The 13,839-nt window shown below is 75.6% G+C and carries 13 protein-coding genes; 7 read left to right on the forward strand and 6 right to left on the reverse strand.

Annotated elements, in window-relative coordinates:
- Window position 1: 1 nt before the first annotated feature.
- A complete protein-coding gene (locus tag DFJ68_RS15935) occupies window positions 2-763 on the forward strand; it encodes a CPBP family intramembrane glutamic endopeptidase (RefSeq protein WP_121034574.1) in 762 nt (253 codons plus the stop codon).
- Complete coding sequence (locus DFJ68_RS15940; RefSeq protein ID WP_121034575.1) at window positions 764-1,912, forward strand: glycosyltransferase; 1,149 nt, start codon at window positions 764-766, stop codon at window positions 1,910-1,912.
- A gap of 17 nt (window positions 1,913-1,929) precedes the next feature.
- Here the strand turns inward: DFJ68_RS15940 and DFJ68_RS15945 are convergent, their stop codons facing one another.
- Together DFJ68_RS15945 and DFJ68_RS15950 are read right to left on the reverse strand one after the other, a co-directional pair.
- Window positions 1,930-2,727 (reverse strand): hypothetical protein, encoded by a 798-nt coding sequence (locus tag DFJ68_RS15945; protein WP_121035452.1) that lies wholly within the window; start codon window positions 2,725-2,727, stop codon window positions 1,930-1,932.
- Between the two features lie 134 nt (window positions 2,728-2,861).
- Entirely contained in the window at window positions 2,862-5,072 is a 2,211-nt protein-coding gene (locus DFJ68_RS15950; RefSeq protein ID WP_121034576.1) for a glycoside hydrolase family 3 N-terminal domain-containing protein, read from the reverse strand.
- 122 nt (window positions 5,073-5,194) lie between these two features.
- Between DFJ68_RS15950 and DFJ68_RS15955 the strand changes: the two genes are divergently transcribed.
- Entirely contained in the window at window positions 5,195-5,965 is a 771-nt protein-coding gene (locus DFJ68_RS15955; RefSeq protein ID WP_121034577.1) for a LamB/YcsF family protein, read from the forward strand.
- A 4-nt stretch (window positions 5,966-5,969) separates the two neighbouring features.
- Window positions 5,970-7,655 carry a 5-oxoprolinase subunit B/C family protein gene (locus DFJ68_RS15960; RefSeq protein WP_245963699.1) on the forward strand — a complete coding sequence of 562 codons (1,686 nt, stop codon included), beginning with the start codon at window positions 5,970-5,972 and terminating at the stop codon, window positions 7,653-7,655.
- A 160-nt stretch (window positions 7,656-7,815) separates the two neighbouring features.
- On the opposite strand, the gene DFJ68_RS15965 is transcribed toward DFJ68_RS15960, so the two are convergent.
- Window positions 7,816-8,313 carry a GNAT family N-acetyltransferase gene (locus DFJ68_RS15965; RefSeq protein ID WP_121034579.1) on the reverse strand — a complete coding sequence of 166 codons (498 nt, stop codon included), beginning with the start codon at window positions 8,311-8,313 and terminating at the stop codon, window positions 7,816-7,818.
- 105 nt (window positions 8,314-8,418) lie between these two features.
- On the opposite strand from DFJ68_RS15965, the gene DFJ68_RS15970 reads away from it, so the two are divergent.
- From DFJ68_RS15970 to cobA, 3 genes are read left to right on the forward strand one after another with little or no spacing between them, the layout of a single operon-like run.
- Window positions 8,419-10,137 (forward strand): nitrite/sulfite reductase, encoded by a 1,719-nt coding sequence (locus DFJ68_RS15970; RefSeq protein ID WP_121034580.1) that lies wholly within the window; start codon window positions 8,419-8,421, stop codon window positions 10,135-10,137.
- A 17-nt stretch (window positions 10,138-10,154) separates the two neighbouring features.
- Entirely contained in the window at window positions 10,155-10,880 is a 726-nt protein-coding gene (locus tag DFJ68_RS15975; protein ID WP_121035453.1) for a phosphoadenylyl-sulfate reductase, read from the forward strand.
- A 37-nt stretch (window positions 10,881-10,917) separates the two neighbouring features.
- On the forward strand, window positions 10,918-12,150 hold the full coding sequence (gene cobA, locus DFJ68_RS15980) for a uroporphyrinogen-III C-methyltransferase (RefSeq protein WP_245963700.1): 1,233 nt from the start codon (window positions 10,918-10,920) through the stop codon (window positions 12,148-12,150).
- A 4-nt stretch (window positions 12,151-12,154) separates the two neighbouring features.
- Here the strand turns inward: cobA and DFJ68_RS15985 are convergent, their stop codons facing one another.
- From DFJ68_RS15985 to DFJ68_RS15995, 3 genes are read right to left on the reverse strand one after another with little or no spacing between them, the layout of a single operon-like run.
- On the reverse strand, window positions 12,155-12,685 hold the full coding sequence (locus DFJ68_RS15985; RefSeq protein WP_121034582.1) for a hypothetical protein: 531 nt from the start codon (window positions 12,683-12,685) through the stop codon (window positions 12,155-12,157).
- 41 nt (window positions 12,686-12,726) lie between these two features.
- Entirely contained in the window at window positions 12,727-13,380 is a 654-nt protein-coding gene (locus tag DFJ68_RS15990; RefSeq protein WP_121034583.1) for a vWA domain-containing protein, read from the reverse strand.
- A gap of 9 nt (window positions 13,381-13,389) precedes the next feature.
- Window positions 13,390-13,812 carry a hypothetical protein gene (locus DFJ68_RS15995; protein WP_121034584.1) on the reverse strand — a complete coding sequence of 141 codons (423 nt, stop codon included), beginning with the start codon at window positions 13,810-13,812 and terminating at the stop codon, window positions 13,390-13,392.
- Window positions 13,813-13,839 lie beyond the last annotated feature (27 nt).

Below are 13,839 nucleotides of genomic sequence, written 5' to 3' on the forward strand. Positions count from 1 at the left end.
GATGTCGAGCCACGCCCTGACACAAAGACCGACGGATGCCGTGCGCCCCCCGCGCCCGCTGCGCCCCCGCCGTCACGTCACCGCGACGGTGCTCGTCGTGCTCGCCCTCGTCGGGCTCAACGTCGCCGACCACGTGCTGCACTGGGACACCCTCTGGCTCGGTCCGCTCGGCGCGGTGGGGCTGCTCGCCTTCGCCCGGTGGACGGGGCTGACGTGGGCGCAGCTCGGGCTCTCGCGGCGCACCCACGCGGCCGGCGTGCGCTGGGGCCTCGGCGTCGTCGGGGTCGTGGGCCTCGTCTACCTCGTCGGGGTGCTGCTACCGGCCACCCGCACCGCCTTTCTCGACGTGCGCTACCACCTGCCGCCCGCGGGCGCTTTGCTCACGGCCTTCGTCGTCATCCCGCTCGGGACGGTGCTGCTCGAGGAGGTCGCGTTCCGCTCGGTGCTGTGGGGGCTGCTCAGCCGCCACGCGCGAGTCGGCTGGGTGCTGGTCGGCTCGTCGGTGCTCTTCGGCCTGTGGCACGTGCTGCCGGCGCTCGGCTCGGCGGGCAACGCCGCCGTCGGGGCGGCCGTCTCGGGGCTCGGGGCGCTCGCCCCAGTGGCGGTCACCGCGGGGACGGTGCTCTTCACCGCCGCCGGCGGCCTCGTCGCGGGCGAGCTGCGCCGCCGCAGCGGCAGCCTGCTCGCGAGCGTCGGGATGCACTGGGCCACCAACGCGCTCGGCGTCCTGTTCGGTGTGCTCGCCTGGCGACTCGCCGCGTAGATGCGGCTGCTGCTCACCTTCGTCGGCGGCTTCGGTCACCTCGCGCCGCTGCTGCCCGTCGCGCGAGCGGTCCAGGAGGCCGGGCACGTCGTCGCCGTCGCCGGCTCGGGGGGGCTGGTGCCCGACATCGAGGCGGCCGGGTTCACGGCCTTCAGCACGAGCCGACCCGCCCACCACGGGCGGGGGCCGGACGTGCCCCGCACGCCACTCGAGGTCGCCGACGAGCACGCGGCCGAGGTCGAGTTCGCCCGCAACTTCGGCGACCGCGGCGCGCGGCGCATGGCCGACGCGCTGCCGGCCGTCATCGAGGCCTTCCGCCCCGACCTCGTGTTGCGCGACGAGGCCGACCTCGGCGCGACCGTGGCCGCGGAGCTTGCCGGCGTGCCGGTCGCCACGCACCTCGTCCTCGCGTCCGGGCTGCTCGTTCGTCCCGAGCTCGTGGCGCCGCGTCTCGACGCGGTGCGCGCCGACCACGGGCTGGCCCCGGACCCGGAGCTGGCGGGTCTCACCTCGGGCCTCGTGCTCTCCGACGCGCCGCCGTCGTTCCGCAGCCCCGACGCGCCGCTGCGACTCCCGGCGGTCCTGTCCTACCGTTCGGCCGCGACGGGCCGGTCCGGCACGTCCGCGCGCGACCCCGGTCGGCCGCGGGTCTACGTCACTCTCGGCACGATCTTCACGACCACCTCGGGCGACCTGTTCGAGCGGCTCGTCGCCGGCGTGGCCGCCCTCGGCGTCGAGGTGGTCGTCACGGTCGGCCGGCGCAACGACCCCGCCGACCTCGGTCCGCAGCCGGCCACCGTGCGCGTCGAGCGATTCGTGCCTCAGGAGCATCTCCTGCCCGGCGTCGACCTCGTCGTCTCCCACGGCGGCTCCGGCAGCCTCATGGCGGCGCTCGCCCACGGCCTGCCCTCGGTGCTGGTCCCGCTGGGGGCGGACCAACCGCACAACGCCCGCCGCGCCGCAGAGCTGGGAGTCGCGGTCACGCTCGACGCCGCCGCCGTCACCGTCGAGGAGGTGAGCGCCGTCGCCGAGGCAGCCCTCACGGCTGCCGACCTCCGGCGACGGTGCGAGGCGATGGCCGACGAGCTGGCCGCCCAGCCCGACGTCGGGGTGGCGGTGGCCGCGCTCGAGCGCGCGGCCCTGGGCTGAGGGTCGACGCCGCGTTGTCAGGGGCGGCGCAGGCGTCGCACCCGCTCGGCGAGGTCGCGCACCGCGGCGGCCGGGGCGGGGTCGACGCCGGCGTACCGCTCGAGGGTCTCGAGCACGAGCAGCGCGGCTCCCGCGTTGTCGTCGACGCCCGGGTTCAGCCGCGCCAGGTCGAGCACGCGGCCGAGACGGCGCTCGGCGCCGCGTTCCACGGCGAAGAGGTCCTGCGGGCGCCCGTCGCCGACCTCGAGGAGGTCGAGCACCGTCAGCAGGCGGTCGACGGCGAACACCTGCACGAACCGGGTCGCGCTGAGGCGCTCCCCGCGCAGGTCGCGGTGCAGGCCGACGTAGAGGTTGGTGACGGCCTCCCCGACCTGGTGCCCGAGCGAGGGCGCGGCGGGCAGGTCGAGGCGCGACGTCTCGAGGTCGGCGGGGGCGTCGGCGCGGGCCCAGACCGTGCGCGCCGGCGGGTAGGGGATGCCGCGCAGCTCGTCGAGCGTGAACACCGCGTACTCGGCGAAGCGCCCGTCGGCGAACAGCACCTTGCGGCCGTCGTGCGTGTGGGCGAACGACCACGCCACCGGGTGGGCGGCCTCGAGCCAGTCGGTGTCGGCGAGGTAGCGCGACACGCAGCCGTCGTCGACGACGACGAAGAAGTCGGCGTCGGAGTGCTCGTCGAGCCGGTGCCGGTCGCGGCCCACGGAGCCGAGGCCGAGCAGGGCGACGGCGTCACCGCGGCGGTCGAGCACCTCGCCCAGCCGGTCGAGCACGGCGAGCAGCGGGTGGGTGGGACGGGTGGGGTCGGGGGACGCGGTCACGGACCACTCCTTCACGAGGACGGTCGACGTGTCGTCCCGCCCGGCCGGATGCCGTCGGGGTCGCGACGGGCAGCAGGCTAGCCCCGGCGCGGGGCGGGCGTCCAGGGTCACGCGCGCCGGCCCGAGGGGTCGTCTCAGACGACGGTGACCGTGACGGGCGTGAGGTCACCGGCGTGCGGGCCGGTGAGCAGCACGACCTCGCCGCGGTCGACGCGCGCGGTGCCGTCCCGGCCCGCGTACGTGAACGCGTCTGTGCCGACGTCGAACTCGACGACGCGGCTCCCGCCCGGAGGCAGCGTCACCCGACGCCAGTCGAGCAGCTCGGCGACCGGTCGGGTCACCTGCGCCACGGGGTCGCGTAACCACAGCTGCACGAGCTCGGGGGCGGGTCGGTCGCCGGTGTTGCGGACCTCGACCCGCACGGAGACCGAGCCGCCGAGCGGCGCGGTCGCGGCCGACACGGTCGGGGCGGCGTAGGTGACGCTCGTGTACGACAGGCCGAAGCCGAACGGCAGACGCGGCCCCGTCAGGTCGTCGAGGTAGCGGCCCTCGCGGCGGTCGTGGGCGGCCGGGATCGGCCGTCCCGTCGGTCGCTGGTGCGTGCTCGTCGGCACGTGGCCCACCGAGCGGGGGAACGTCACGGGCAGCCGGCCGCTGGGCTCGACGTCACCGAACAGCACCGAGGCCAGGGCGTTCCCGGCCTCGAGGCCCGGATGCCAGACGACGGTCACGGCGTCGGCGAGCTCGAGCACCGCACCGAGGTCGAGCGGTCGGCCCGTGTACACGACGACGACGAGCGGTCGACCGACGGCGGCCAGGGCGCGCAGCACGTCGAGCTGGCCGGGCGGCAGGCCGAGGTCGGTGACGGAGTTGGCCTCGCCCGAGCGCCACGGGTGCTCGCCGACGAGGGCGACCGTGACGTCGCACCGGCGGGCGCGTTGCTGTACCCGGTCGGCGAAGCGGCCGTCGTCGACCCACAGCCGTTCTCCCGTGGCGTCGTCGGCGATGCCGAGCCGGTGCCGGAACGCGGCCGAGGGGGTGACGACGTCGTCACCGCGACCGTCGAGGGTCCACGTGCCGAGCAGGGCCTCACCCTCCTCGACGAAGGGGCCGGTCAGCAGGTACGAGGTGGCGTCGGCGCGCAGGGGGAGCACCCCGTCGTTCTTGACGACGACGTGGGCGGCGCGGGCCGCCTCCAGGGCCACGGCGCGGGTCGCGTCCGTCGGCTCCGAGGTGGCCGGGTACGGCGACGAGGTCGCGGCGTAGGGGCGCTCGAAGAGCCCGAGCCGCAGCTTGAGCCGCAGCACCCGCCGCACGCTCGCGTCGAGCACCTCCGTCGCGACAGTGCCGTCGTCGACGAGCGACTCGAGGTGGGCCGCGTACGCCCCGCTCACCATGTCGACGTCGACGCCGCTCGTGATCGCGAGCGCCGCGGCCTCCCGGGCATCGGCCGCCACCCCCTGGTCGACGAGCTGTGCGACCCCCAGCCAGTCGGCCACGACGACGCCGTCGAAGCCCCACTCGCCGCGCAGCACGTCGCGCAGCAGCCGCGGGTGGGCGTGCATGGGCGTGCCGTCGACGTCGTTGAAGCCGGCCATGACCGTGGCCACCCCGGCGTCGACCGCGGCGCGGAACGGTCGCAGGTGCAGGTTGCGCAGGGTGTTCTCGCCGACCGACACCGTGTCGTAGTCGCGGCCGCCCGCCGCGAGGCCGTAGCCGACGAAGTGCTTGGCGCACCCGGCGAGCCGACCGGCATCCGCGAGGTCGTCCGCCGACGGACCCTGCAGCCCGCGCACGAAGGCGGCCCCGAGCCGCCCCGACAGCACGGGCGACTCGCCGAACGACTCGGCGACGCGGCCCCATCGCGGGTCCTCGGACAGGTCGACCATCGGGGCGAAGGTCCAGCGGACGCCGTCGGCTGCGGCCTCACCGGCCGCCACCGCCGCGGCACGCTCGACCAGCCCGTCGTCGAAGGACGCGGCGAGGCCGAGGGGGATCGGGAAGACGGTGCGGTGGCCGTGCACGACGTCACGGGCGACGAGCACGGGGATGCCGAGGCGGCTGCGCTCGAGCGCGACGCGCTGGGCCGCCTCGACCGCCTCGCGGCGCACCCCGGGGTCACGCTCGTTGCCCGCGGTCGCCCCGGACGCGTAGAGGCTCGAGCCGACCCCGCCGGCGACGAGGGTCGCGACGTCGTCGGGGTCGTCGGCGTCGAGGTTGGCGACCTGGTGCAGCTGCCCGACCTTCTCGGCGGTCGTCATCACCGCGAGCAGCAGCTCGACCCGGGTGTCGACGGGGAGCGCGGCGTCGAGCCACGGCCGGGCGGTGGGGTCGGTCGCGGGCACGTCCTCATTCCTACCAGCGGGGCCCGTGGAGGGTCTTCGTCGTCAGGGTGACGAGAACCCTCCACGGGGGTCCGCCTGCCTAGACCCGGCGTGGCGACGCGCCCGTCGGGCAGGATGGCCGCATGCGCGTCGACCTCAACGCCGACCTCGGCGAGTCGTTCGGGGCGTGGCGGCTCGGTGACGACGAGGCGCTGCTCGAGCTCGTCACGAGCGCCAACGTCGCGTGCGGCTTCCACGCCGGCGACCCGACGACGCTGCGGGGCACCTGCCGCGCCGCCGCGGCGCGCGGGGTGACGGTCGGGGCGCAGGTCGGCTACCGCGACCTCGCCGGCTTCGGCCGGCGCTTCGTCGATGTCGCGCCCGACGACCTGGAGGCCGACGTGCTCTACCAGCTCGGCGCCCTCGAGGCGATGTGTCGCGTGACCGCCACCCGCGTCGCGTACGTCAAGCCGCACGGCGCCCTCTACAACGCGGTGGTGCACCACGAGCGGCAGGCCGCGGCGGTCGTCGCCGCGGTGCGGGCCTACGACCCCGGCCTGCCACTGCTCGGCCTGCCGGGCAGCCGCCTGCTCGCCCTGGCCGAGGAGGCCGGGCTGCCCACGCGCACCGAGGCGTTCGCCGACCGTGGCTACCGCGCCGACGGCACCCTCGTCCCCCGCTCCGAGCCCGGTGCGCTGCTGCACGACGCCGACGCCATCGCCACGCGGGTCGTGCGCCTCGTCACCGACGGCGTCGTCGAGGCGGTCGACGGCAGCGCGGTGGCCGTGCACGCCGACTCGGTCTGCATCCACGGCGACACCCCCGGCGCCGTCGAGGTCGCGCGGTCGGTGCGTCGCCACCTCGAGGATGCCGGGGTGCTCGTCGCGCCGTTCGCGACCTCCGCGCGGGGCTGAGCCCGTGTCCGCCTCGACGACGGGTCGGGCGACGCCGCGACTGCTCGACGTGGGGCTCGGGGCCGTGCTCGTCGAGCTGGGCGACATCGACGAGGTCCTCCCCCTCGACGCCCGCGTGCAGGCGCTCGTCGTCGAGCGGGTCCCGCCGTGGGACACCGTCGTCGACGTCGTGCCCGGTGCCCGCACCCTGCTCGTGACGGTGGGGACCAGTGACGGGGCGCCGCCGACCGGTGCGCTCGTCGGCATCCGGTCGGCGCTGCTCGAGCTGGCCACGGGAGGCATGGGGGCCACCATGGGCGAGCCGGTCGTGACGAGGCATGACCACGCGGCGGTCGAGATCGAGGTCGTCTACGACGGCCCCGACCTGCAGGACGTGGCGGTCGCGACCGGGCTGGCCGTCGACGAGGTCGTCGCGGCGCACCAGGCGACGCCGTGGCGGGTCGCCTTCGGCGGCTTCGCGCCCGGGTTCGCCTACCTCGTCGGCGGCGACCCGCGCCTGCGCGTGCCACGACGGGCGCGTCCCCGGCCGACGGTGCCAGCCGGGTCGGTCGGGCTGGCGGGGGAGTTCAGCGGTGTCTACCCGCGGTCGTCGCCGGGCGGCTGGCAGCTCGTCGGGCGCACCGACGCCGTGTTGTGGGACCTCGAGCGCGACCCGCCGGCCCTGCTCGCCCCCGGCACCGTCGTGCGCTTCGTGGCCCGCGGAGCCCGCGTAGGCCGCGACCCCCGCGAGGACCGGCCGACGCCGGGTGCGACCGCGACCACCGCGGACCGCCACGCCCCCGACCCGCGCCTCGGCCTCGAGGTCGTCGACCCGGGACCGCTGACCTTCGTGCAGGACCTCGGCCGCCCCGGTCTGGCCCGGCTCGGGGTGAGCGGGTCGGGGGCCCTCGACCGCGCCGCCCACCGGCTCGGCAACCGGCTCGTCGGGCAGCCGGAGGACCGGGCGGGCCTCGAGGTGCTGCTCGGCGGACTCGTCGTGCGCGCCGTCGGGGACCTCACCGTCGCCGTCACCGGGGCCGCGGCCCAGGCCCTCGTCGACGGACGGCCGGCGCCGCACGCCGCGCCCTTCGAGCTGCGCGACGGGTCGGTGCTGCGGCTGGCCGCACCCGCCCGGGGACTGCGCACCCACGTCTGCGTGCGCGGCGGCATCGACGTCGACCCGGTGCTCGGGTCGCGGTCGACCGACGTGCTGTCGGGGGTCGGCCCGCCGCCGGTCGGCCGCGGCGACCGCCTGCCCGTCGGGCCGGCCCCGACGACGTTCCCCACGGTCGACGCCGCGGTCGTCGCGCCGGCGCCGGCGGACGCCTCGCTGCGCCTGCTGCCGGGGCCGCGCCTCGACTGGCTCGGTGACCCGGACGCCCTCGCCGGTCCGACGGTGGTCTGGCGCGTCTCGCCCGACTCCAACCGCGTGGCCCTCCGGCTCGCGGGCGGGCCGCTGCGGCGGGCGCCCGCGGTCGAGGGGGTCGAGCTGCCGACCGAGGGCCTCGTGGCGGGGGCGGTGCAGCTGCCCCCCGGCGGAGAGCCGGTGCTCTTCCTGCGCGACCACCCGGTCACCGGCGGCTACCCCGTCGTCGCCGTCGTCCACCCCGACGACCTCGACGCCGCGGCCTTCCTGCGGCCGGGCGACGAGGTGCGCCTGCGCTGGGTGCAGCCCTCACCCCACCGTCTCCGGCAGGGCCCGGCCGGGTAGGTGGGGTTGGAGGGACGGGACCGAAAGCAGCTCGGTCCCGTCCCTCACCCGTGCTCCGCGGGCTCGGCCGCAGTCGATGCGGACACTAGGCGCGACCACTGACAGTGCCCTGCGCGTCGACCGGGCGAACCGGTATCCGTGCTGGTCGGGGTCGTGTCGGTCAGGGCCGGGCGGCACCCGCCAGGGTCGTGAGGGCCTCGCCCTCGACCCGGTACGTCGTCCAGTCCGACAGCGGGCGCGCGCCGCGCGACTCGTAGAAGGCGATCGACGGCGCGTTCCAGTCAAGCACGGTCCACTCGAACCGGGCCCAGCCGCGCTCGACGCAGACCCCGGCCAGGCGCTCCAGCAGCGCCGCCCCGATGCCCGACCCGCGGTGCGCGGGCTCGACGAAGAGGTCCTCGAGCCACAGTCCGGGGGTGCCCGTCCACGTCGAGAACGTCGTGAACCACAGGGCCATCCCGACGACGCGCCCGTCGACGACGGCCACCTCCGCGGATGCCGTGGGGGCACCGTCGGCGGGGAAGAGCGCGGCCTCGAACTGGGCGGGCGTCGCGGTCGCGGACTCCGGCGCCCGTTCGTAGTCGGCCAGCTCGCGGACGAGGCGGATGAGGTCGGGGACGTCGGCCACGGTGGCGGCGCGGAGGCTGAAGGTGCTCATGGGCGCAGCCTCCCACCCGGGCGAACTCCCACAGGACCGGTGGGGAACGATCGGATTCTGGACCGGCCCCGACAGCCGATAAGTCCGCGTTATACATTCGATTACATGACCGTCACCGACCACTCCGCCGCGGACGCCCGCCCGGCCACCCGCCCGCCCCGCGCCGGCCGCTCGAACGGGCAGTGGAAGGTCGACGGCACGACCCCGCTCAACGGCAACGAGGAGTGGAAGCAGCAGGACGGCGGCCTCAACGTCCGCGAGCGCATCGAGCAGGTCTACTCCCGGGAGGGCTTCGCCTCGATCCCGCCGCAGGACCTCAGCGGCCGCTTCCGCTGGTGGGGCCTCTACACGCAGCGCAAGCCGGGCATCGACGGCGGGCGCACCGCGCAGCTCGACGACACCGAGCTGTCCGACGAGTACTTCATGCTCCGGGTCCGCCTCGACGGCGGCGCCCTCACGCTCGAGCAGCTGCGCACCGTCGCCGAGCTGAGCCGCGACTTCGCCCGCGGCACCGCCGACATCAGCGACCGGCAGAACATCCAGTACCACTGGATCCGCGTCGAGGACGTCCCGGAGATCTGGCGCCGCCTCGAGGCCGTCGGTCTGCAGACGACCGAGGCGTGCGGCGACACCCCGCGCGTCATCCTCGGCAGCCCGCTCGCCGGGATCGCCAAGGACGAGATCCTCGACCCCACCCCGGTCATCGACGAGATTCTGCAGCGCTACGTGGGTGACCCCGAGCTGGCCAACCTGCCGCGCAAGTTCAAGTCGGCCATCACCGGCCACCCCAGCCTCGACGTCGTGCACGAGATCAACGACATCTCGCTCGTCGGCGTGCGCCACCCCGAGCTCGGCGCCGGCTACGACCTGTGGGTCGGCGGCGGCCTGTCGACCAGCCCCCGGCTGGCCGAGCGCCTCGGGGTCTTCGTCGCCCCCGACGAGGCGGCGGAGGTGTGGCTCGGGGTCATCTCGATCTTCCGCGACTACGGCTACCGCCGGCTGCGCAACAAGGCCCGCCTCAAGTTCCTCCTCGCCGAGTGGGGCCCGAAGCGCTTCCGCGAGGTGCTCGAGACCGAGTACCTCGGACGCGCCCTGCCCGACGGCCCGCCACCGGCGCCGCCGACCGGCCCCGGTGACCACGTCGGCGTCCACGAGCAGAAGGACGGCCGGTTCTACGTCGGCGCCGCCCCCACGGTCGGGCGCATCAGCGCCGACGTGCTGCTCGGCCTCACCGACCTGCTCGAGGCGGCCGGGTCGCAGCGGGTGCGGCTCACCCCGCACCAGAAGCTCGTGGTGCTCGACGTCGCCGCCGACCGGGTCGAGGCCCTCGCGGCCGGCCTCGAGACGCTCGGCCTGACGACCGACCCGAGCCCGTTCCGCCGCAACACGATGGCGTGCACCGGCATCGAGTTCTGCAAGCTCGCCATCGTCGAGACCAAGGCGACGGCCGCCACGGCCATCCGCGAGCTCGAGCAGCGCCTCGCCGACGTCGCGCCGCAGCTCGACACCCCGATCACCCTCAACGTCAACGGGTGCCCGAACTCGTGCGCCCGCATCCAGGTCGCCGACATCGGCCTCAAGGGCCAGCTCGTCACCATCGACGGCGAGCAGACCCCCGGCTTCCAGGTGCACCTCGGCGGCGGTCTCGCCTCCGTCGACCGCGACGAGGCCGGCCTCGGTCGCACCGTCCGCGGGCTCAAGGTCACCGCCGACGACCTGCCCGACTACGTCGAGCGGGTCGTGCGCACCTTCCTGTCGCAGCGGGAGAGCGGCGAGTCGTTCTCCACCTGGACCCGTCGAGCCGACGAAGGAGCCCTCCAGTGAGCACCGTCTCCCTCCCGATGCCCGCCCTGCCCACCCGGCGTCGCGCCCGCCGACGCCGGGCCGAGCTCGAGGCGCTCGCCGCCCAGGGCGCCCGCGAGCTCGGCGAGCACGCCACCGCCGAGGAGGTCGTGCGCTGGGCCGCCGAGGTCTTCCCCGACACGATGGCCGTCGCGTGCTCGATGCAGGATGCCGTCCTGCCGCACCTCGTCTCGCGGCAGGTGCCGGGCGTCGACGTGCTCTTCCTCGACACCGGCTACCACTTCAGCGACACGCTCGTCACGCGTGACATCGTCGCCGAGGACCTCCCGATCAGCCTCGTCAACGTGCTGCCCGAGCTCACCGTCGCCGAGCAGGACGCGCAGTACGGCCCCCGCCTCTACGAGCGCGACCCGGCCGCCTGCTGCGCCATGCGCAAGGTCGCCCCGCTGCAGCGCACCCTCGAGGGCTACGAGGTGTGGGTCACCGGGGTGCGCCGCGAGGACGCCCCCACCCGCACGGAGACGCCGCTCGTGTCGTTCGACGCCAAGAACGGCCTCGTCAAGATCAACCCCATCGCGGCCTGGACCTTCGACGAGGTCGTCGACTACGCCACCGAGAACGCGGTCGAGGTCAACGCGCTCGTCACCGACGGCTACCCCTCGATCGGCTGCGAGCCGTGCACCAAGCGCGTCGCCCCGGGCGAAGACCCTCGCTCGGGCCGCTGGGCGGGCTTCGCCAAGACCGAGTGCGGGCTCCACGTCTGATGTCGGCCGGATGCCGGTCGGCGGCGCGGGTGGGCCGGTGAAGTCGGCCACGCCCCTCGTCGTCGACCTGACAGGCCGCCTCGCCGTCGCCGTGGGCGGCGGCCCCGTCTCGGCCCGGCGCGTCCGCGGCTTCGTCGACGAGGGCGCGCTCGTGCGGGTCGTCGCCCCGTGGGTCTGCGAGGACCTGCTCGACCTCGTACACGAGGGCCTCGTCGAGTGGCACGCCCGCGACTATGCCGGGCCCGCCGACCTCGAGGGTGCCTGGCTCGTGCACACCGCCACGGGCGACCGGCAGACCGACACCGCGGTGGCGGCCGACGCCGAGGCGAGCCGGACCTGGTGCGTCGACGCGTCCGACGCGGCGGCCACCCGGGTCAGCGTCGCGGCCCGCGCCGACGTGACCACTCCCGCCGGGCGCCTGACCGTGGCGACCTACGCCGCGGGTGACCCGACCCTGGCCACGACGGCCCGCGACGGGGTCGTCCGAGCCCTCGCCACGGGCGGTCTGGACCTGCGCCGCGGACGCCGCTCACCGGCATCCGACGGTCGCTCGGGGTGGGTCGCCCTCGTCGGCGGCGGGCCCGGTGTCGACGGGCTGCTCACCGCGCGCGGTCACGAGCTGCTCGCGTCGGCCGACGTCGTCGTCGTCGACCGCCTCGCGCCGCGCGGCGTCGTCGACCGGCTGCCCGCCGGGGTGCGGGTCGTCGACGTGGGCAAGACGCCTGGCCACCACCCCGTGCCGCAGTCGCGCATCAACGACATCCTCGTCGAGGAGGCGTCACGCGGGCTCGGCGTCGTGCGCCTCAAGGGTGGCGACAGCTACGTCCTCGGCCGTGGCGGCGAGGAACGGCAAGCGTGTGAGGCGGGCGGGATCCGCGTCGAGGTGGTGCCGGGCGTGACGAGCGCCGTCGCCGTGCCCGCCGCGGCCGGCATCCCCGTGACGCACCGTGGAGTCGCTCGCGGGTTCACCGTCGTCACCGGCCACGACGACGTGCCGACGCTGCCGACCGGCGGTGACCACACGCTCGTGCTGCTCATGGGCGTCACCCGGCTGCGGCGCACCGCCGAGCTGCTGCAGGCGCACGGCCGCAGCGGCACGTGCCCCGTCGCGGTGGTGGAACGTGGCTTCGCGCCCGACCAGCGCACGACGCTCGGTACCCTCGCCACCATCGCCGGCCTCGCCGAGCAGCGGGGGGTGCAGGCGCCGGCCGTCGTCGTCGTCGGTGACGTCGTGCGCCTCGCGCCCGGATGGCGGCCCGGTAGCCGCTGACGGGTCAGACCGGCGCGAACCGCCAGACGACGACCACGACGGTGACGACCGACAGGGCCAGGGCGAAGACGCGCTGCGCCACCGGGGCGACGGGCCGCGCCAGCCAGAGCAGCACCGCCCCGACGACGGCCACGACGCCGACGACGACGGTCTCGGCCGGGTACATCTCGACGGTGCGGTAGGCCGCGGTCGAGCCGGAGCCGCCGCCGGCGAGGAGCGACGTCAGCCGGATCACGAAGAAGAGCCACCAGCCGACCGTGATCCACAGCAGGGCGCGGCCCACGGCCCCGAGACCCGGCGCGGCTCCGAGACCCTGTGCGGGGCCGGCTGCCGGGGCCTGGCCCCACATCGGCGAGGCCGTGACGGCCGGGAGCGGTGTCGTGTGCTCCACCAGCGGGATGACCTGGGTCGGGTCCGCCTGTGCCGCAGGGCGGTTCGACCCCGACCCCGACACCGACTGCGACCCCGACACCGGCGGCACCGGGACGGTGAAGCGCAGGTCGTCGCCGGGCGCCGGGCCGGGTTGGTTCGTCATGGCGTCACGGTACCCGGGTGGGTGCTGCCCGCTCCGCACACTCAGTCGGCGGCGGCGCGACGCTGCTCGGCGTCGAAGGCGAGGGAGGCGGCGGCCTGCTGCGGGGTGGCCCCTCCGGCGACGGCGGCGCGGGCGCGACCGACGTTGCGTGACGTCGCGGCCATGACGGCGTCGACCCGGCCCCGGCTGTAGGTGAGCGAGCGGTCGGCGGCGACGCCGAGGCTCGTGCCGACCTCGATGGCGTCCTGGTCGGCGCCGAGATAGAGGAACTGCCACGAGAACTCGTGCGTCTGGCGCTGCACCATCGCCTTGACCTGGGCGTGGGTCAGCTCGCGGGACGCGTTCTCGAGGCCGTCGGTCATGATGCCGACGATGACGACACCGGGCCGCTCGTGCTCGGGCAGGGCCGCGAGCCGGGCGCCGGCGTCACCGACGAGGCGGCCGACGGAGTCGAGCAGCGCCGTCGTACCTCGCGGCTGCAGCGACAGCGGGGGCACGTCGGCGACCGGGACGTCGCGGTAGACCTCCTCGTAGCGGTCGTCGAACTGCGCGAGGGTGACGCGGCACGAGCCGGGCTGGGTGCGCTGCTCGGCCATGAAGGCGTCGAAGCCGCCCTCGGTGTCGCTGCGGATCGACTGCATCGAGCCGCTGCGGTCGAGCAGGAAGTAGAGGTGGGTGAGGTTCGGGTCGGTCATCGGGGCTCCTCAGTCGGGTCGGCGCGCACGGAAGCGCAGGGGGCGGGAGGTGGACGACTCGTCGGCCGGCCGGTGGCGTCCCTGCTCGAGGTCGTAGCGAGCGCGCTCGACGCCGCCCGCCGTGACCCGCCCGCTCTCGGACCCGTAGGCGCCGAGCAGCGACGTGCGGGCGAGACGCGGCCCGACGGCGTTCTCGCTGAGACCGGCCAGGGCGCCGGCGGAGCGGATCGTGCCCGCGCCGTCGACGAGCACGGCGGCCATGGCCTCGTCGACGGCCCGGGTCACCTGCTCCTGCGCCTGGCGCAGCAGCGGCAGGGCGTCACCGGGCAGGGCGGCGTCGACCCGCTCGAGGGAGGTTCGGGCCGCCTCGACCGCGGCCGCGAGTGGCGCCACGGCGCGGCGTCCGTCGGGGGAGGAGGTGGGTTGGCTCATCGTCCGACGCTAACGCAGCAACTGCGG

The sequence above is a fragment of the Terracoccus luteus genome, assembly GCF_003635045.1.
Lineage (GTDB): Bacteria > Actinomycetota > Actinomycetes > Actinomycetales > Dermatophilaceae > Terracoccus > Terracoccus luteus.